The sequence below is a fragment of the Streptomyces lunalinharesii genome (assembly GCF_039532155.1).
GTDB classification, from domain to species: domain Bacteria; phylum Actinomycetota; class Actinomycetes; order Streptomycetales; family Streptomycetaceae; genus Streptomyces; species Streptomyces lunalinharesii.
The window spans coordinates 300,209-318,353 of the sequence record NZ_BAAARK010000008.1 but is presented as its reverse complement, the minus strand read 5'-3'; the positions used below and the strand labels follow the sequence as shown (position 1 = coordinate 318,353).

General features: G+C 74.6%; 16 protein-coding genes, 1 tRNA gene and 1 pseudogene. 15 read left to right on the top strand and 3 right to left on the bottom strand.

Features of this window, described 5'->3' with window-relative positions; genetic code table 11:
* Window positions 1-299: 299 nt before the first annotated feature.
* Window positions 300-1,421, bottom strand: coding sequence for a Gfo/Idh/MocA family oxidoreductase (locus ABD385_RS16120; RefSeq protein WP_344576117.1), 1,122 nt, complete (start codon window positions 1,419-1,421; stop codon window positions 300-302).
* A gap of 56 nt (window positions 1,422-1,477) precedes the next feature.
* On the opposite strand from ABD385_RS16120, the gene ABD385_RS16115 reads away from it, so the two are divergent.
* From ABD385_RS16115 to ABD385_RS16065, 11 genes and pseudogenes are all read left to right on the top strand, one after another.
* Window positions 1,478-2,638 (top strand): ROK family transcriptional regulator, encoded by a 1,161-nt coding sequence (locus ABD385_RS16115; protein ID WP_344576115.1) that lies wholly within the window; start codon window positions 1,478-1,480, stop codon window positions 2,636-2,638.
* Between the two features lie 95 nt (window positions 2,639-2,733).
* Complete coding sequence (locus ABD385_RS16110) at window positions 2,734-3,504, top strand: GntR family transcriptional regulator (RefSeq protein WP_344576111.1); 771 nt, start codon at window positions 2,734-2,736, stop codon at window positions 3,502-3,504.
* A 139-nt stretch (window positions 3,505-3,643) separates the two neighbouring features.
* Entirely contained in the window at window positions 3,644-4,765 is a 1,122-nt protein-coding gene (locus tag ABD385_RS16105; protein WP_344576109.1) for a TIGR03364 family FAD-dependent oxidoreductase, read from the top strand.
* Window positions 4,759-5,517, top strand: a complete 759-nt coding sequence (locus ABD385_RS16100) for a phosphonatase-like hydrolase (protein ID WP_344576106.1) — start codon at window positions 4,759-4,761, stop codon at window positions 5,515-5,517. The genes ABD385_RS16105 and ABD385_RS16100 overlap by 7 nt, the downstream gene beginning before the upstream one ends.
* 1 nt (window position 5,518) lies before the next feature.
* Window positions 5,519-6,667, top strand: coding sequence for an ABC transporter ATP-binding protein (locus tag ABD385_RS16095; RefSeq protein WP_344576105.1), 1,149 nt, complete (start codon window positions 5,519-5,521; stop codon window positions 6,665-6,667).
* Window positions 6,660-7,529 (top strand): annotated as a pseudogene (locus ABD385_RS16090) (2-aminoethylphosphonate ABC transporter permease subunit); the annotation flags it as partial. The gene ABD385_RS16095 and the pseudogene ABD385_RS16090, both read left to right, overlap by 8 nt.
* Before the next feature lie 211 nt (window positions 7,530-7,740).
* Window positions 7,741-8,538, top strand: coding sequence for an ABC transporter permease (locus ABD385_RS16085; protein ID WP_344576103.1), 798 nt, complete (start codon window positions 7,741-7,743; stop codon window positions 8,536-8,538).
* Between the two features lie 49 nt (window positions 8,539-8,587).
* Entirely contained in the window at window positions 8,588-9,652 is a 1,065-nt protein-coding gene (locus tag ABD385_RS16080) for a 2-aminoethylphosphonate ABC transporter substrate-binding protein (RefSeq protein ID WP_344576102.1), read from the top strand.
* Window positions 9,653-9,775: 123 nt separating this feature from the next.
* Window positions 9,776-10,555, top strand: coding sequence for an HAD-IIA family hydrolase (locus ABD385_RS16075; protein ID WP_020931251.1), 780 nt, complete (start codon window positions 9,776-9,778; stop codon window positions 10,553-10,555).
* 137 nt (window positions 10,556-10,692) lie between these two features.
* Window positions 10,693-11,112 (top strand): hypothetical protein, encoded by a 420-nt coding sequence (locus ABD385_RS16070; RefSeq protein ID WP_344576099.1) that lies wholly within the window; start codon window positions 10,693-10,695, stop codon window positions 11,110-11,112.
* Window positions 11,096-11,557: a hypothetical protein gene (locus ABD385_RS16065; RefSeq protein WP_344576098.1), complete on the top strand. Its 462-nt coding sequence runs from the start codon at window positions 11,096-11,098 to the stop codon at window positions 11,555-11,557. The genes ABD385_RS16070 and ABD385_RS16065 overlap by 17 nt, the downstream gene beginning before the upstream one ends.
* A gap of 35 nt (window positions 11,558-11,592) precedes the next feature.
* Here ABD385_RS16065 and ABD385_RS16060 read toward each other — a convergent pair.
* A tRNA-Lys gene (locus ABD385_RS16060) sits at window positions 11,593-11,666 on the bottom strand.
* 639 nt (window positions 11,667-12,305) lie between these two features.
* Here ABD385_RS16060 and ABD385_RS16055 point away from each other — a divergent pair.
* Window positions 12,306-12,725, top strand: a complete 420-nt coding sequence (locus ABD385_RS16055) for an SsgA family sporulation/cell division regulator (RefSeq protein ID WP_344576097.1) — start codon at window positions 12,306-12,308, stop codon at window positions 12,723-12,725.
* A complete protein-coding gene (locus ABD385_RS16050) occupies window positions 12,725-14,050 on the top strand; it encodes a hypothetical protein (protein ID WP_344576096.1) in 1,326 nt (441 codons plus the stop codon). Before ABD385_RS16055 ends, ABD385_RS16050 begins: the two co-directional genes overlap by 1 nt.
* Before the next feature lie 452 nt (window positions 14,051-14,502).
* Here the strand turns inward: ABD385_RS16050 and ABD385_RS16045 are convergent, their stop codons facing one another.
* Window positions 14,503-15,030, bottom strand: a complete 528-nt coding sequence (locus ABD385_RS16045) for a DinB family protein (protein ID WP_344576095.1) — start codon at window positions 15,028-15,030, stop codon at window positions 14,503-14,505.
* A 328-nt stretch (window positions 15,031-15,358) separates the two neighbouring features.
* Here ABD385_RS16045 and ABD385_RS16040 point away from each other — a divergent pair, with 328 nt between their 5' ends.
* Window positions 15,359-15,952 carry a lytic polysaccharide monooxygenase auxiliary activity family 9 protein gene (locus tag ABD385_RS16040; RefSeq protein ID WP_344576094.1) on the top strand — a complete coding sequence of 198 codons (594 nt, stop codon included), beginning with the start codon at window positions 15,359-15,361 and terminating at the stop codon, window positions 15,950-15,952.
* A gap of 292 nt (window positions 15,953-16,244) precedes the next feature.
* A complete protein-coding gene (locus ABD385_RS16035; RefSeq protein ID WP_344576093.1) occupies window positions 16,245-18,080 on the top strand; it encodes an AMP-binding protein in 1,836 nt (611 codons plus the stop codon).
* The last annotated feature ends 65 nt before the right edge of the window (window positions 18,081-18,145 follow it).

Genomic DNA, 18,145 nt, shown 5'->3' with positions numbered 1-18,145 from the left:
GCCCCCACTCACCCCTTTCCCACCCATCTACGGGAGGGGTCGGGTTGGGGGGTGGTGGGGTGCCCGGACGTAAAGCGCAGCAGTCCGGGCACCCCACCACCCGCCAACCCGACACCGCACCTACCTACAAGCCCCGCGCAGCGGCCCCGCGCCGCAGGCGCAAACAGCAACCACGGCGGGGAGGCCGACAACGTGGGGCAAGCCCCGCGCAGCGGCAACGCGCCGCAGGCGCAAAGACAGCAACCCGCGCGGCGGGAAAGACAAAAACGTGGGGCGAGCCCCACGCCGCGGCTACGCGATCAGAGGGCCACAGCCCGCCCCTCCCGCGCGGAGCGCCCCGCCGCTTCCAGGACGCGGAGTGTCGCGGCGGCCTCGGTGGCGGTGACCGGCGGGGCACCGCCGTCCCGCAGGGCCCGTGCCACTGCCGCGTAGTAGGCCGGGTAGGCCCCCGGCAGGCTCGGTACCGGCTGCCCGGCGGGGGTCCCGGGTGACTCGGCCCCGGCCGCGTGGGCTTGTCCCTCGGCGCCGAGGCGGCCCCAGCGGGAGGCGGGCTCCACGCCCCAGGCGTCGCCTTCGGTGCCCGGTCGTAGGCCGGCGCGCAGTGCGGCCTCCTGTGGGTCCAGGCCGTACTTCACGTAGCCCGCCCGGCTGCCCAACACGCGAAAGCGCGGGCCGAGTTGGGCGGTGGTGGCGCTCACCCACAGGTGGGAGCGGACGCCGCCGGCGTGGGTGAGGGCGAAGAAGGTGTCGTCGTCGGCCTGGGCGCCCGGGCGGCGGACGTCGGATTCGGCGTAGACGGAGACCGCCGGGCCGAAGAGGGTCAGTGCCTGGTCGACGAGGTGGCTGCCCAGGTCGTAGAGGAGGCCGCCCAGTTCCACCGGGTCGCCGGATTCGCGCCAGCCGCCCTTGGGTTGCGGCCGCCAGCGTTCGAAGCGGGACTCGAAGCGTTGCACCTCGCCGAGCGCGCCGTCCGCGACCAGCTGCCGCACGGTGCGGAAGTCGTTGTCCCAGCGGCGGTTCTGGAAGACGGAGAGGAGCAGTCCGCGGCGGTCGGCGAGCGCGGCGAGTGCCTCGGCCTCGGCCGCGGTGGCGGCCAGCGGCTTGTCGACGACGACCGCGACGCCGGCCTCCAGTGCGGCGGTGGCGAGCGGGACGTGCGTCTTGTTCGGCGATGCCAGCACGATCAGGTCGAGTGCGCCGGCGGCGGCCCGGTCCAGTACTTCCTCGGCGGTGGCCACGGTGCGGACCTGGGGGTGTTCGGCGCGGGCCTGTGCCTGTCGCTCGGGGCTGCGGGTGGAGACGGTGTCGAGCAGCAGCCCGTCGGTGGCGGCGATCAGCGGGGCGTGGAAGACCGAACCCGCCAGGCCGTAGCCGATCAGGCCGACGCGGCGGGGGGCGGTGACTGCTTCGGGAACGCTCATGCCCTCCACTTTCGCAACGCTGTTGCCAAAGTGCAAGCAGTGCGGAGAATGGAGGGGTGAGCAGCGACAACGACCCCGCCCTTCCGGACCTCGGCACCCGCCCGGACGCCGCCGCCCCCGGCGCCAACCTCCTCGCCCTGCGCGGGCACAACACCGCACTCGTGCTGGGCCTGCTGCGCGCGGCGGGGGAGGAGGGCGTCAGCCGCCTGGAGCTGGCCGGGCGGACCGGGCTCACCCCGCAGGCGGTCAGCAAGATCACTGCCAGGCTGCGGGCCGACGGGCTGGCCGCCGAGGCGGGCCACCGGGCCTCCACCGGCGGCAAACCGCGCACCGTGCTGCGGCTGGTCCCCGGCGCCCGGCACGCCGTCGGCGTCCACCTCGACCGCGACGAACTCCTCTGCGTCCTGGCCGACCTCACCGGCCGGCCGGCCGCCGTCCGCCGCGCACCACTGGACTTCGGCGCCGGCGCCGGGGTGTTGCTGCCCGCCGTCGCCCGCGAGGTCGCGGCGCTGCGGGACGCGGCGGGCGGGCCGCCGGTGCTCGGCGCCGGCGTGGCCTGCCCAGGGCCGCTGGACCACGCGACGGGGGTGCTGCGCCAGGTCACCGGCGCCCCGCAGTGGGACGGCTTCCCGCTGCGGGACGCGCTCGCCGAGGCCCTCGGCCTGCCGGTGGTGCTGGACAAGGACACCAACGCGGCGGCCCTCGGCCTCGGCCGCGCCCCGGTCGAGGCCGGCGGAACCTCGTTCGCCTATCTCCACCTGGGGACCGGGCTCGGCGCCGGGCTGGTCCTCGACGGCGACCTCTACCGCGGACCGCACACCGGCGCCGGCGAGTTCGGCCACCAGGTCGTGCAGTTGGACGGAGCGCGCTGCGACTGCGGGCGGCGCGGCTGCGTCGAGGCGCTCTGCCTGGCGGCGGTGGCCCGCGGCGACCTGGCGGCGGCGGCCCGGGTGCTGGGCGAGGCCGCGGCCAACCTCGTCGAACTCCTCGACGTCGACCGGGTGCTGCTCGGCGGGCGCACCGTGCTCGCGCACCCCGAGCGGTTCCGGGACGGCGTGGCCCGGGTCCTGGCCGACCATGCGGCCCTGCGCGGCCGGACCGGGACGGCGTCCGGCTCCGGTGCCGCGTCCGCGGTGCCGGTGGCCCTGGCCCGGGGCGGTGCCCGCACCGTCGCGGACGGCGCCGCGGAACTGGTGCTGGCCGCGCTGTTCCGCTGAGGCCGGGCGTCGGGGGCCGACCGGGAGGTGCGGGGGAGCACCGGTCCGACCGGGCGGCGGCGCCCCGGGCCCGCCGCGGGTGCGAAGATCGCCGGGTGGATTTCCCGTACGGCCAGGATCCTGGCGCACCGGTCCGGTCCGGCATTCCCGAACACGGACGCATCCCCAAGTACTACGCGGCGAAGGTCGAAATCGCCGCGCTGCTCGCGGAGTTGGGCGAGGGCGAACCCCTGCCCGCCGAACGCGAACTGGCCCTGCGGTTCGAGGTCTCCCGGGAGACGCTGCGCCAGGCACTGCGAGAACTGGTGCTGGAGGGGCGGCTGCGCAGGTCGGGGCGCGGCACGGTGGTCGCCGGGCCGAAGATGGCGCAGCCGCTCTCGCTCGCCAGCTACACCGAGGGCGTCCGCCGCCAGGGCCGCGCGCCGGGGCGGCACCTGGTCTCGCTCGACCGCTTCGCCAGCCCGCCCGCGCTCGCCGCGGACCTGGGGCTCGCCGCGGGCGACGCGGTGTGGCACATGGAGCGGGTGCTGCTCGCCGACGACGAACGGGTCGGCCTGGAGAGCACCTACGTCGCGGTCTCCCGCGTTCCCGACCTGGCCACCGACTTCGAGCCGGACTCCTCCTTCTACGCCTACCTCCACGAGCGGCTCGGCATCGACTTCGGGGACGCCGACGAACGCCTGGAGACGGTCCTGGCCACCCCGCGCGAGGCGCTGCTGATCGGGACGCCCGGCGCCCTGCCGATGCTGCTGATCCACCGGCTCTCCCGGGACACCGGGGGCCGCCCCCTGGAGCGGGTGCGTTCGCTCTACCGGGGCGACCGGTTCTCGTTCACCACCCATCTGGGCGGCGGCCGGGAGACCTGACACGGCCCGCCCCGCGGCCTGTCGCCACCCCGTTGGATAACGGAAAGGTAACGGGTCTAGGCCAAGCTTGAAGCCGTGTTAACCGGCCCGTCGCCGAACCGTCCCCAGCGGGCCACCCGCCGCAGCGAACGTCTGGGGCATGCGAGTCATAGTCGTCGGAGCCGGCGTGCTGGGAACCCTGCACGCCTGGCACGCCATAGAACGGGGCCACGAGGTCCTCCACATCGAACGGGAGGCCGAGGCCCGCGGCGCCTCCGTCCGCAACTTCGGGCAGATCTGGGTCAGCGGCCGCGCCGGCGGCGAGGAACTGGACACCGCGCTGCGCGCCCGCGAACTCTGGGAGGGCATCGGCGCCCGCGTCCCCGGCATCGGGTTCCGGGCCATCGGCTCGCTGACCGTCGTCCGCAACGACGCCGAGCGCGCGGTCGCCGAGGCCGCCACCCGCCGCCCGGACGCCGCAGCCCGCGGCTACCGCCTCCTCGACGCCGACCGGGCCCGCGCCCTCAACCCGGCCCTGCGCGGCGACTTCGCCGGCGCCCTGTGGTGCGAGCGGGACGCCGCCGTGGAGCCCCGGGTCGCCCAACGTGCCCTGAAGGAAGCCCTGTTGGCGTCCGGCCGGTACACCTACCTCGGCAACCGCGAGGTCCGGGACGTGGTCGGCGAGCGCGCGGTCCGCGACGACCACGGCGCCACCCACCACGGCGACGCGGTGGTGCTGTGCACCGGGGCCTGGCTCGGCGGCCTGGTCCGGGAGCTCGTCCCCGACCTGCCGGTGCGCCGGGTGCGCCTGCAGATGATGCAGACCGACCCGCTCGGCGAGGCGCTGACCACCTCCGTCGCCGACGCCGACAGCTTCCGCTACTACCCGGCCTACCGCGGCGACGCCCTGGACGCCCTCAACGCCGGCCAGGCGCAGGCCCCGACCGCCGCCGCCCACAGGATGCAGCTGCTGATGGTCCAGCGCGCCGACGGCGGCCTGACCATCGGCGACACCCACGAGTACGAGACGCCGTTCGCCTTCGACACCGTCGAGGAGCCCTACGAGCACCTCACCGGCGTCGTCGAGGTGATCCTGGGCCGCCCGCTGCCCCGCATCCGCCACCGCTGGGCCGGCGTCTACGCCCAGTGCACCGACACCAGCCGGGTCGTCCACCGCCAGCAGGTCCGCGACGGCGTCTGGCTGGTGACCGGACCCGGCGGCCGCGGCATGACCTGTTCCCCGGCCATCGCCGAAACCACCGCGAACGAACTGGGATGGTGAGCCCGTTGACGAACCCGACCGCGCACCCCGCGCACCCCGCCCGCCCCGAGGACGTCCGCCTGGTCGTCCTCGACATGGCCGGCACCACCGTCGCCGACGACGGCCTGGTGGAGCGGGCCTTCGACACCGCCGCCCGACACATGGGCGTCGAGCCGGGCAGCCCCCGGCACGCCGAGCACCTCGCCTACGTCCGCGCCACCATGGGCGAGTCCAAGATCTCCGTCTTCCGGCACCTGTTCGCCGCCCCGGACGGCGACCGGGAGGCCACCGAGGACGCCGCCCAGCGCGCCAACCGCGCCTTCGAGACGGCCTACGGCGCCCTCGTCGACGAGGGCCGGATCGCCCCCGTCCCCGGCGCCCGCGCCGCCATCGAGGCCCTCCAGGACGCCGGGCGCACCGTGGTCCTCACCACCGGATTCGCCCGGGTCACCCAGGACGCCATCCTCGACGCGCTCGGCTGGCGCGACCTGGTCCGGCTCACCCTCTGCCCGGCCGACGCCGGCGGCCGCGGCCGCCCCTACCCCGACATGGTGCTGGCCGCCCTGCTGCGCACCGGCGCCGCCGACGACGTCGCACAGATCGCGGTGGCCGGCGACACCTCCTACGACATGACCGCCGGACGCCGCAGCGGCGCCACGGTGGTCGCCGGGGTCCTCACCGGCGCCCACGACGTCCCGCAGCTCTCGGCTGCCGGCGCCACCCACGTCCTCGGCTCGGTCGCCGAACTGCCCGCCCTGCTGGGAGTGGTGTGAGATGCCCGCCCCCTCCACCGCGGCCCCCGCCCGACCCACCCGCCCCGCCGCGCCCCCCGCGCCGCCGGCCTCCGGCATCCGCTTCGACCACGTCACCGTCGCGCACGGCCGGCACGGCGAGCACGTCGTCCTGGACTCCCTCGACCTCACCGTCGAACCGGGCGAGGTGATGGCCCTGCTCGGCCCGTCCGGCTCCGGCAAGACCACCGCACTGCGGGCGGTCGCCGGATTCGTCCGGCCGGTCTCCGGGCGGGTCCTGATCGGCGACCGGGACGTGACCGCCCTGCCGCCCTACAAGCGCGGCATCGGCATGGTCGTCCAGCAGTACGCGCTCTTCCCGCACATGAAGGTCGCCGAGAACGTCGCCTTCGGCCTCAAGGCGCAGAAGGTCCCGCGCGCCGAGATCCCCGGCCGGGTCGCCGAAGCCCTGGAGCTGGTCGGCATGGCGGCCTACGCCGACCGGCACCCCCGCGAGCTGTCCGGCGGGCAGCAGCAGCGGGTCGCCATCGCCCGGGCGCTCGCCATCCGCCCCGGCGTGCTGCTGCTGGACGAGCCGCTGTCCGCGCTCGACGCCCAGCTCCGTTCCGGCATGCTCACCGAACTCGCCCGCCTGCACCGGGAGTTGCCGGACGTCTCGATCCTCTACGTCACCCACGACCAGGTGGAGGCGCTGACCCTCGCCGACCGGATCGCCGTCCTGGAGTCGGCCCGGCTGCGCGAGTGCGGCACCCCGCAGGAGCTCTACCGCAGCCCGCGCACCGCGTTCACCGCGTCGTTCGTCGGGACCGCGAACCTCCTGCCGGTGACCGTGCGCGGCGCGGGCGGCGTGGAGTTCGCCGGCCGGCCGCTGGCCGTCGCCACCGGCGACGCCGGCCCCGGCGCCACCGCCACGCTGTGCGTCCGCCCGCACCGGCTCGCCACCGGCCCGGCCCCCGACCCGCACGGCAACACCCTGCGCGGCACCGTCACCGAGGTCCAGTGGCGCGGCGCCACCCACCGGCTGTACCTCGCGGTCGACGGCCACCGCGTCCTCGCCGACCTGCGGGAACTGCGCGAGACCCCGCCGCTGGGCACCGAAGTCACCCTGCACTTCGCCCCCGAGGACGCGGTCCTCATCCCCGCGGGCATCGAGGCGGCGCACCATGCCTGACCGCACCGCGCCCGACGGGACCCGGCCACGCGCGGCCCGCCGCCCCGGCCGGACCGCCGCCCTGTGGGCCCTGCCGCCGGTCGCCGCCCTCGCGGTGGTGTTCCTCTACCCGCTCGCCCTGGTGGTCCGCCAGTCCTTCACCCCGGAGAACGGCGGCGGGCCGTCCGCCGCCCCGTACACCGCGGTGCTGGCCACCACCTCCTTCCGGGACGCGCTCGCCAACACCGTGCTGATCGCGGCCGGCGCGACCCTCGGCGCGCTCCTCCTCGGCCTGCTGCTCTCCCTCGTCATCGCCTTCGTCCCGTTCCCCGGCGGCAAGGCGCTGGCCCGCTTCATCGACATCTTCCTGGCCTTCCCCTCCTTCCTGATCACCCTCGCCCTGCTGTTCCTCTACGGCACCGTCGGCATCGCCAACGGCCTGTGGACGGACCTCACCGGCGCCACCAACGGGCCACTGGACTTCCTGCACACCCCCTGGGGCGTCCTGCTGGCCGAGGTCACCTACTTCACCCCGTTCGTGATGCGCCCCCTGCTCGCGGCGTTCTCGCAGGTGGAGACCGCACAGTTGGAGGTCGCCGGCTCGCTGGGCGCCCGACCCTGGCGGATCGTGCGGACGGTGATCCTGCCCGAGGCGCTGCCCTCGCTCGCCGCCGGCGGCGCCCTGGTCCTGGTGATGTGCCTGAACGAGTTCGGGATCGTGCTGTTCACCGGCGCCAAGAACGTCGTCACCCTGCCGGTGCTCGTCTACACCAAGGCGATCCTGGACGGCGACTACACCGGGGCCTGCGTCGTCGCGGTCGTCAACATCGTCCTGTCGGTCGCCCTCTACGCCCTCTACCGGGTGGTCATGGCCCGTACGGGCGGCACCCCCGGGCGCCGCAAGCGCACCAGCACCCGGGCCTCCGCCGACGCCGCCGCGGCCGGCACCGGGCCGGCCGCCCTCGCCGGCCGGGCCGAGGTCTCCTCAGCGGACTCAGCAGAGTCAGCGGTCTCCGCGACCTCAGCAGCCTCCTTCGCCTCTCCCACCTCTCCCGCCTCCCCCGTCCCCGCCCTCGCCGCAGGAGGTGCCGACCGTGCTCGTGCATAGCGCAGCCGCCCGCCGGGTCGTCTGGGCGGTGTTCTTCCTCCTCTTCGTCCCGGTCTTCGCCCTCCCGCTGCTGGTGGTCGTCGCCGCGTCGTTCGCCGGCGGCTGGAGCGGCGCCCTGCCCTCCGGTCTGACCCTGACGCACTACCAGGACATCGCCACGGGGGACGCGCTCACCGCCCTGACCACCAGCGTCCTGACCGCCCTCGCCGCCAGCCTCGCCGCGCTGACCGCCGGCACCTGGGCCGCGCTGGCCGCCGAGAAGCTCGGCCGGCGGGCCCGCCGGGTCCTGGACGCCCTCTTCCTCCTGCCGGTCGCCGTCCCCTCAGTCGTCGTCGGCCTCGCCCTCCTCGTGGCCTTCTCCCAGCCGCCGTTCCTCCTCAACGGCACCCCGCAGATCGTGATCATCGCCCACACCGTGCTGGTCACCGCCTTCGCCTACCAGTCGGTGACGGCCGCACTGGCCCGCCTCGACCCGGCCTACGAGCAGAGCGCCGCCGGCCTCGGCGCCCGCCCCGGCTACGTCCTGTGGCGGGTCAAGCTCCCCCTGCTCCTGCCGTCGCTGACCGCGGCCGCGGGCCTGTGCTTCGCCCTGTCCATGGGCGAGTTGAGCGCCACGATGATGCTCTACCCGCCGGACTGGATGCCGCTGCCGGTGCAGATCTTCGCCGCCACCGACCGTGGCGCCCTGTTCACCGGCGCCGCCCTCGCGGTGGTCCTGATGGCCACCACCCTCCTCGTCCTGCTCGGCGTCTCCCGCATCCGCACCCGGGCCGCCCACCGCTGACCCCACGCCACCCCCCCGTCGCCCCACCCGTTCCCCAGGAGCACCCACCATGCCCAGCCGCCTGCACCGCCCCCTGACCGCCGGCGCCGCCGTCCTCGTCCTGGCCGCCTCCGTCACCGCCTGCGGTTCCTCAGCCGCCGACCCCAACGCGAAGGAGATCACCGTCTACAGTGCCGACGGCCTCAAGAGCGAACAGGGCGACGGCTTCTACGACAAGGTCTTCAAGGACTTCGAGAAGCAGACCGGCATCAAGGTCAACTACGTCGAGTCCGGCTCCGGCGCCGCCGTCCAGCGCCTGGCCCGGGAACGCACCAACACCAAGGCGGACGTGCTCGTCACCCTGCCGCCGTTCATCCAACAGGCCGACGGCAAGGGCCTGCTGGACATCTACCGCCCCCGGGGCGCCGAGCACATCGCCGCCGCCGACCAGGACCCCAACGGCAAGTGGGTCTCCATCGTCAACAACTACTTCTGCTTCATCTACAACAAGAAGGAACTCAAGCAGCCCCCGGCCACCTGGCAGGACCTCACCGACCACCGCTTCGCCGGCAAGCTCCAGTACTCCACCCCCGGCGTCGCCGGCGACGGCACCGCCGTGCTGATCAAGGCCCTGCACGACTTCGGCGGCCAGGGCCCGGCCATGGACTTCCTCAAGAAGCTCCAGGCCAACAACGTCGGCCCGTCCTCCTCCACCGGCCAGCTCGCCCCCAAGACCGACAAGGGCGAACTCCTCGTCGCCAACGGCGACGTGCAGATGAACTACGCCAACATGAAGTCCATGCCCAACCAGGGCATCTTCTTCCCCGCCGCCAAGCCCGGCGCCCGCCCCGCCACCTTCGCCCTGCCGTACGCCGCCGGCCTGGTGAAGAACGCCCCGCACGCCGCCAACGCCCGCAAGTTCCTGGACTACCTGCTCAGCAAGCCGGTCCAGGAAGAGGTCTCGGCCGTCGGCGGCGGCTTCTCCGCCCGCCGGGACGTCAAGGCCACCGACCCCAACGCGGTGGCCCTCGCCAAGATCATGAAGGGCGTCGACGTCTTCCAGCCCGACTGGAACGACATCGACAAGAACCTCGACACCTACATCGAGGCATGGAAGACCGCAACCGGAAGCTGACCACCACCGACCGAGGCCCGCACGCCGTCGCTGACTTAGGCTGGGGCCGTCGGCCGCCCGTTCGGGCCGGCCGGCGCCCTGGCCGTTCGGCCAGCCTGGTCAACCCGCACGACAGGAGTGGCAGTGGCAGAGCGCAAGCCGATCGAGTCCTGGCTCACCGACATGGACGGCGTCCTCATGCACGAGGGCGTCCCGGTCCCCGGCGCGGACGCCTTCATCAAGCGGCTCCGCGAATCGGGCAAGCCCTTCCTCGTCCTGACCAACAACTCCATCTACACCCCGCGCGACCTGCACGCCCGCCTCAACCGCATCGGCCTGGACGTCCCCTGGGAGTCCATCTGGACCTCCGCGCTGGCCACCGCCCAGTTCCTCGACGACCAGCGCCCCGGCGGCACCGCCTACGTCATCGGTGAGGCCGGCCTCACCACCGCGCTGCACGACATCGGCTACGTCCTCACCGACCACGCCCCCGACTACGTCGTCCTCGGCGAGACCCGCACCTACAGCTTCGAGGCCCTCACCAAGGCCATCCGGCTGATCGACGCCGGCGCCCGCTTCATCGCCACCAACCCCGACGAGACCGGCCCCTCCCCGCAGGGCGCGCTGCCCGCGACCGGGTCGGTGGCCGCGCTGATCACCAAGGCCACCGGCGTCGAGCCGTACTTCGTCGGCAAGCCCAACCCGCTGATGATGCGCCACGCGCTCAACGCCATCGGCGCCCACTCCGAGTCCTCCGCCATGATCGGCGACCGGATGGACACCGACGTGGTCGCCGGCCTGGAGGCGGGCATGGAGACCTTCCTCGTCCTCACCGGCCTCACCCGCCCCGAGGACATCGAACGCCACCCGTTCCGCCCCTCCCGCGTCGTCGACTCCATCGCGGACCTGGTCGACCTGGTCTGACCCGCGCCCCGGGGCCGGCGGCACGCCCGCCGACCCCGGGCCGCACCGGCTTCCCCACCTGAACGGCGTAACCCGGCCCCGCCCCGGATGCGCCCGGCGGCGCACCGACGGACCTTCGGAGTATCCGGAGGTACACCATGCGCTCACCGCAGCTCGCACTCTGTGCCGCGGTCGCGGCGTGTGCGGTGACGACGGCACCCGCGTACGCCGCCGACGTAGGTCGCGGCGCACGCACCCCCCAGACCGCCGTCGTCACCGCCCCGGCCGCCCACGGCCCGCACCGCCCTGCGCCCACCGGCCCGCACCCCACCGACATCCACCCGGCCCGGGCCACCGCCCCGGTCGCGACGGTGCCCGCCGGCTCCGCGCCCGTCCTGGCCGCCCGGATCCACCTCACGCCCCACCGCGTCACCGCCCACCACGAACTGAGCAGCACCTCGGCCGTCGCCCTGGTCCTGGCGGGCGGCGCGATCCTGGTCATCGCCGGTCAGCTGCTCCGCCTCAGACTCCGGCTCCGCCGCGAACGCCAGGGGGGCGGCAGTGCCGACGAACAGTGACGCCCCCACCACACGGGTCACCGAGGACGGTCCGGCCCGGCCGGACCCCGCGCACCTGACCGCTCCGCGGGACGGCGCGCATCCGACCGCCCGGCGGAACGGCGCGGCAGCCGCCGGCCGGTCCGGTCGACGACTCCCCGGCGGGACCCGCCTCGCACGGGCGAGGGTCCCGCGGCCCGCCGAGCGGGCGAACCCGGCGCCCCCACACCCCGCCGCCCCGGCGCCCCGCCTCCTGGTGGGCCTCGTCGGGGTCGGGCTGCTGCTGGTCTGCTGGCTCTGCGGCGGGGGCCCCGGGCTCCCGGGTGGCACTCCGGTGCGGCTCCCCGTGACCGGTGACGCCGCCGCCGTCGGCCGTGCCCCGGCCGACCCGTCGGACCAGGCCCGCACGTCCGCTCCGCGCAGTCGGGCCCCGTCGTCCCACGACACCGCGGGAGAACACGACTGAGGCCCCTCGCAACTGCGAGGGGCCTCAGTCCTACGTGCGCCGCCAGGGACTCGAACCCCGGACCCGCTGATTAAGAGTCAGCTGCTCTAACCAACTGAGCTAGCGGCGCGCGCTGACGAAGAAAACTCTACACGAACTCCGGGGGTGGTCCGTACCCAGGAACGCGCCCCCCACGCCTCCGCCCCCTGTGATCCCCGCCACCCCCACGCCCGCTCCGCTGTGCAGCCACCCGCCCCCGACGGCGAACCCGCTCACCCACCACACCCGCCCCGACCGCCCCCTCCCTCCCGTAGCTCACGGGGGACCCTTTCGGCCCGGGGCCAAAGTCCCGACGCATCGGGACCTTCGCCTACCGAGGCGTCCGAATGGGTCTGTGAAGATCGAGTTCAAGCCGTAGTGCATCAGTTGCCCCGTCAACATGCGGTATCTCCAGGCCGTTGAGAGGGTGGGGCCAGCGCCGGCGCGCGCCGGGGCCGACGCCGGGGCGCGCGGACCCGCACGAGCAGCCGCGCCGGAGGTGAACGGGGATGACGGTCCCGGTGCACGCAGCCCGCGGCACCGTGCGCGTCACCTTCCCCCTGACCCGGCCACCGGGCTCCCGCGCCCGCGCACACTTCCTCCGCGGATCATGGCGTCCATCACTACTCCGCCCTCACCTGCAACCCCATCCCGCGAGCCGACGTCTGCTAGGACGCGAGCCCCGAACCGGGGCCCCGGGACTCGCCCCTCTTCGGAAAGGTTGATCGTCGTGGTGTCGACAGCCAAGCGCACCCTTGAGATGCAGCTCCTCCTCGGGCCGCACGAAGCCGTTCCGGTGGCCGGCCGGTTCAGCTACCGCAGTGACCGCCCCTACGAGGTCGAGGTCGCCTTCCTCAGCCGCGGCGAGACGGTCGCCACCTGGCTGTTCGCCCGCGAACTGCTGCTCGGCGGAGTCTGCGGCGAGGTCGGGCAGGGCGACGTGCGGGTGTGGCCGGACCGCCGGGCCGGCGCGTCCCACCGCATCCACGTCGAACTCGCCACCGACGACAACGTCTGCGAGCTGACGGTGCGCGCCACGGAACTCACCGCCTGGCTGGAGCAGACCGCCGCCATCGTCCCGCCCGGCCACGAGGACCGCTATCTCGATATGGACGCCCACCTGGCCCGCCTGCTAGCGGGGAAGTGCTGATGACTCCCACTCCCATGACGACGACGCCCGACGCCCGCCTCGCCATACGCGCGCGGGCCCCCCAGGAAGCGGGCGCCACCGGCAGCACCGCGACCGCCGACCCGCGGAACGTGACCGCCAACGGTGCGGGCGCCCGGGCCGCCGCCCCCCGCATCCCGGCCGCCCGGACCGGCGCCGATCCCGCCGTCCGCATCCCGGCCCAGGGCGGCCCCGGCGTCCCGACCGCCGCCCCGGCCGGGGCGACCGACGCCGCGGCCACCGACGGCGACGCCTCAGGGGCCCCCGCCCCGCACGACCCGTGCGCCCACGGCTTCCTCCCGGAGCGGCCCCCCGTGCGCTCCATGATCGGCACCTGGACGCGGCTGGACGCCATGGCCCGCGAGGCGGCCGTCGCCCCCGATCGCGCGAGCGCCCTCGCCGTCGTCGAACGCGCCCATCGCGCGGACGAGTTGACCGCCCTGCGGCAGCGCGTCTCCCGCCTCTCGCCGCGCAATGCGGAGGCCGCCGCCATGCGCGTCGCGGTCATCGCGGTGTCCTGCGGCTGGAGCGCCCTCGACCCGCAGGCGCCGGCCGCCCGCGAGGTCGCCAACGAGGCGTTCCTGGAACTCTGGGCGGCCATCGCGCACCGCATCGACCACGACCAGTTCGTCGCCCTGCCCACCCTCGCGCTCCACAACTGGGCCCCGGAACGCAAACCGCGCCGGCACATCCCCATCGACCAGCTCGCCCGCACCGAACAGCTGGTCCCAATCGTGCGTTGGGCCCCGGAGGGCCAGCCGCTCAGCCGCCTCGACCGGCTGATGCTCGCCGCGACCCGGCTGGAGGCGCACGGCATCTGGCTCTTCCGCCTCGCCGACACCCTGGCCGGCCGCGCCCCCGACGACTCGTCCACCCCGATGGCGCTGCGCCGCCTGGTCCGCATCCAGCACGCGCTCCGCGCCCAGCTGCATTCCGAGGCGGCCGAACTGGCGGCGGCCCCGGCCACCGACCAGCAGCGCGCGGTGCTCGGCGCGCTCGCCGAACAGGGCGCCCTGGAGCCGCCCGTCCTCCAGGCCGCCGACGCCGTCCTGGGCATCGGCGGTCGCCGCCTCGGCGAGGGCCGCCGCCAACACCTGCGCCGCCACCTCCCGGCCCAGCACCGCGCCTGGCTCAGCGCCATGGACCGGCACTGCGCCCCCGTCCGCACCCTCGCCCACCGCGGCGGCCCCGACGCCGCCGTCTACCGCGAGGCCCAGGAGTCGCTCATCGCCCTCCGCCGCACCTACACCGCCCTCGTCCACACCGCCGCCGCCCCCACCCCGGGCCCGCTCCCGGAAGCCGCCTGACGGCACCGACGAGCGACACCAACGCGCAGCAGCCGCACCGCCGCACGGCACCAACCGGAATCAACTGGCATCAAACGACACCAGTGACCCCAAGCGGCACCAAGCGGCTCCGCCGTAACGGCGAGCGACACCAAGCGACTCGGCCGTAACGGCGAGCGGCACCAAGCGGCTCGACCGCACCGACACCCCGCGCCGAGCGGAGCGCCGCACGGACAAGCGGCGCGCCGAGCGGAGTGCGGGCACCAACGAGTGGCAACCGCTGAGCGGAGCGCCGGCACCGCCGAGCGGCACCGCCGAGCGGAGTGCCGGTACTCACGAGTGGCACCGACGAGCGGCACCGAGCGGGGTGCCGGTACGGGCGAGCGACCCGGGCCGGTCGGGCAGGACCCACCCGCCCGGCGGTGCGAACCGGCTCTCCGGTGCCGTCCGGCTCGGGTGAGCCCCGAGGTGTCTCAGGCGCCCGTCGTGCCGTCGATGCACTCCCGGATGAGGTCCGCGTGACCGTTGTGGCGTGCGTACTCCTCGATCATGTGGACCAGGATCCAGCGCAGTGAGACTCCCCGGTCGCCGACGTGTCCGGCCTCCGCCTCCGAGAGCTTGCCGGACTCCTCCAGCGCCGAACCGGCGATCAGCTCCCTGCTCCGGGCGACCTCCGCGCGCCAGCGCCCCAGGACCTCGTCGACCCCGCGCTCCGGCGGGAGCGTGAAGCCGTCGCCTGAATCCTCCGGGTACACCCGCGGCGCGTCCTGACCGGCGAACACCCGCTGGAACCAGTTCCGTTCGACCTCCGTCAGGTGCTGGACCAGGCCCAGGAGCGTCATCGGGGACGGCGCCACGGGGGCCAGCCGCAGCTGGTGGTCATCGAGGCCCGCGCACTTCAGTTCCAGCGTGGCGCGGTGGAAGTCCAGCCAGCTCGTCAGGGTTTCGTACTCCCCGGCGTGCGGGGGCGGGACGGGGCGGCCATCGGGTGTCGTTTCCATGCCGTCACCCTCGCACGGACCACTGACAGTCACCGGGGTCAGCACGAGGCGCCGCACCCGAGAACCCCGTCCGCCCGAAGGCGTCGACCTGGCACGAGCCGAGGAACGCCCGGGCCGTCGTCGTAGCCGTAGCCGTAGCCGTAACTGTCCCCGATGCCCCAGCCACACCGCGGAGGAGAGCGGACGCTGAGCGGACATGATCGCTTCATGGTCTAGACATGTTCAATTCCCCTCACTAGTCTGCCAGTTGGTCTGGACCACGCACAGCACCGCACTGCACTCGACTCGCGGAACTCCCCTCGCCCCCCACGTTCTTCAGGAGCGAAGCATGCGCAAGAAGCTCAGTGCCGCCGTGATCGGCCTCGGTATCGTCGGGGCCTCCGTCCTCGCGACGGGCAGCGCCTCCAGTCACGGCTACAGCGACGCACCTCCCAGTCGTCAGGCGCTCTGCGCCAACGGCACCGTCAAGGACTGCGGCGCCATCCAGTACGAACCCCAGAGCGTCGAGGGGCCCAAGGGCTTCCCGGCCGCCGGGCCGGCCGACGGCAAGATCTGTTCCGGCGGGCACGACGGCTTCGGCGAGCTGGACGACCCGCGCGGCGGCAAGTGGCCCGGGACCAAGCTCTCCCCGGGGCAGGGCTACACCTTCACCTGGCGACTGACCGCCCGGCACGCCACGACCGACTTCCAGTACTTCATCACCAAGGACGGCTACGACCCCACCAAGCCGCTCACCCGCGCCGACCTCGAACCCCAGCCGTTCATGACGGTGCCGATGGGCGGCGCGCAGCCGGGATCGACGGTGCAGCACCAGGGCACCGTCCCCACCCTCAAGTCCGGGCGCCACCTCATCCTGGGCGTATGGAACATCGCCGACACGGGCAACGCGTTCTACGCCTGCTCGGACGTCGACCTGTCCTGACCTCGGTACCGCCCCCGCGCCCCGTGCCCGGCGGCAGATGTGGTGTCGTCATCGGGCCTCCCCGTCCTCCTCCGGGGAGGCCCTCGCCGCCCCGGGATGCGCCAGCGGCCCTCGCAGGGGACGACCGCCACTGTCTCCGTCTGTAAGAACGCTACGGAATCCGGGAGTTGGCGGCGTCACACCACGGGTTGGTCTCCCGTCGCAGCGGAAGTGGACCCAGGGGTTGACGGGTCACCGCAGGGCATTCCCCACCCCTCCACATCTGACGCTACGTCAGCTAGGCTCCGCCGCCATGGTGGCCGACAGCTCCCGCAGCGACAGCCCGCGCACCCGCGACGCCCCCGCCCGCACCCCGTCCGCTCCCCGCACCGTCGCCGAACTCGTCCAGGCGCAGTGGGGAGACCACCGCACCGCCCTGAAGCACCAGCAGACGGTGCTCACCCACCACCAGGTCGCCGGGGCGGCCGCCGCCCGGGCCGCGCTGCTCGGCGAACTGCTGCCGCCCGGCGCGGAGCCGCACATCGCGGTGCTGCTCGACAACGTCCCCGAGTTCCCGCTGTGGCTCGGCGCGGCGGCGCTCGCCGGGGCCGCCGTCGCCGGCATCAACCCCACCCGCCGCGGCCCGGAGCTGGCCCGCGACATCACCCACACCGACTGCGCGCTGCTGATCACTGAACGGGCGCACCTCCCGCTGCTTGCCGGCCTCGACCTGCCCCTGCCGCCCGAACGCGTCCTGACCGTCGACGACCCCGCCTACCAGGAACTGCTCGCCCCCTACGAGGGCGCCCGACCGGACGACGTCACCGGTTCCGTGCTCCGCACGGGGCCCGGCCCGCGCCGCACCCCGGACCCCACCACCCGCATGCTCCTCTACTTCACCTCCGGTTCCACCGGCGCGCCGAAGGCCGCCCTGTGCAGCCAGGGCAGGTTGGCCGCCGCCGGTCGCTCCCTGGTGGGCCACTTCGGCGTGCGCACGTCGGACGTCCACTACCTGTGCATGCCGATGTTCCACGGCAACGCGGTGATCGCCGGCTGGGCCCCGGCGCTCGCCGGCGGCGCGGCCGTCGCCCTGCGCCGCCGCTTCTCCGCCTCCGCCTTCCTCCCCGACGTGCGCCACTACGGCGCCACCTACTTCACCTACGTCGGCCGGGCCGTGCAGTACCTCCTCGCCACCCCGCCGGCCCCCGACGACCGCGACCACGCGCTGCGCAGCGGATTCGGGACCGAGGCGGGCGCCGTCGACGCCGCCCGCTTCGCCGCCCGGTTCGGCGTCCGCCTTGTCGAGGGGTACGGCTCCTCCGAGGGCGGCGCGGCGCTGCAACGCACCCCGGACACCCCGCCCGGCGCCCTCGGCAGGCCCGCCCCCGGCGACGACCTCGCCGTCGTCGACCCGGAGACCGGCGACGAACTGCCGCGCGCCCGCCTCGACCCGGCCGGCCGGCTGCTCAACGGGGACGAGGCCATAGGGGAGCTGGTCAACCGGGGACGCAGCGCCTTCGAGGGCTACTGGCGCAACCCGGAGGCCACCGCCGCCCGCACCCGGGGCGGGTCGCCGGGCGGTGCCGGCGCGGGCTGGTACTGGACCGGCGACCTCTTCTTCCGCGATCCGGCCGGCTTCTTCCACTTCGCCGGCCGGGCGGACGACCGCCTGCGGGTCGACAGCGAGAACCTGGCCGCCGCGATGATCGAGAACATCCTCGCCCGCTACGCCCCGGCCGTCGGCGTCGCCGTCTACGCCGTGCCCGACCCGGTCGCCGGCGACCAGGTCATGGCGACCCTCGCGCTCGCCGACGGCACGGCCTTCGACCCGGACGACTTCGCGGCCTTCCTCGCCGCCCAGCCCGACCTCGGCACGAAGATGGCGCCCCGCTTCGTGCGGACCGTCGCCGCGTTGCCGGTCACCGCGACCAACAAGGTGCACCGGGTCGCCCTCCGGCGGGCCGGCTTCCGCTGCCCGGACCCGGTCTGGTGGCGGCCGATCGCCCCGGCCGCCCGGCGACCGGCCGCCCGCCGCGCTCCCACCGCCCCGGCCCCGTCGGCGGAGTACCGCCGCTTCGCGGACGACGACCGTGCCGCCCTCCTGGCGCAGTACCGCGATCACGGCCGGGAGCACCTCCTCGACCGCTGAGACCCGGCCCGACGCCCGCCGGCCGTGGTCCGGAACGCAAAAGAAGTGGGCGCCCCCGGTAAACC

Bases quoted from the DNA above. Each gene is read 5' to 3' on its own strand.
- ABD385_RS16050 (WP_344576096.1), top strand. From the start codon at position 12,725: ATGACTCCCACTCCCATGACGACGACGCCCGACGCCCGCCTCGCCATA.
- ABD385_RS16095 (WP_344576105.1), top strand. From the start codon at position 5,519: ATGCCCGCCCCCTCCACCGCGGCCCCCGCCCGACCCACCCGCCCCGCC.
- ABD385_RS16070 (WP_344576099.1), top strand. From the start codon at position 10,693: ATGCGCTCACCGCAGCTCGCACTCTGTGCCGCGGTCGCGGCGTGTGCG.
- ABD385_RS16035 (WP_344576093.1), top strand. From the start codon at position 16,245: ATGGTGGCCGACAGCTCCCGCAGCGACAGCCCGCGCACCCGCGACGCC.
- ABD385_RS16040 (WP_344576094.1), top strand. From the start codon at position 15,359: ATGCGCAAGAAGCTCAGTGCCGCCGTGATCGGCCTCGGTATCGTCGGG.
- ABD385_RS16080 (WP_344576102.1), top strand. From the start codon at position 8,588: ATGCCCAGCCGCCTGCACCGCCCCCTGACCGCCGGCGCCGCCGTCCTC.
- ABD385_RS16105 (WP_344576109.1), top strand. From the start codon at position 3,644: ATGCGAGTCATAGTCGTCGGAGCCGGCGTGCTGGGAACCCTGCACGCC.
- ABD385_RS16045 (WP_344576095.1), bottom strand. From the start codon at position 15,030: ATGGAAACGACACCCGATGGCCGCCCCGTCCCGCCCCCGCACGCCGGG.
- ABD385_RS16100 (WP_344576106.1), top strand. From the start codon at position 4,759: ATGGTGAGCCCGTTGACGAACCCGACCGCGCACCCCGCGCACCCCGCC.
- ABD385_RS16120 (WP_344576117.1), bottom strand. From the start codon at position 1,421: ATGAGCGTTCCCGAAGCAGTCACCGCCCCCCGCCGCGTCGGCCTGATC.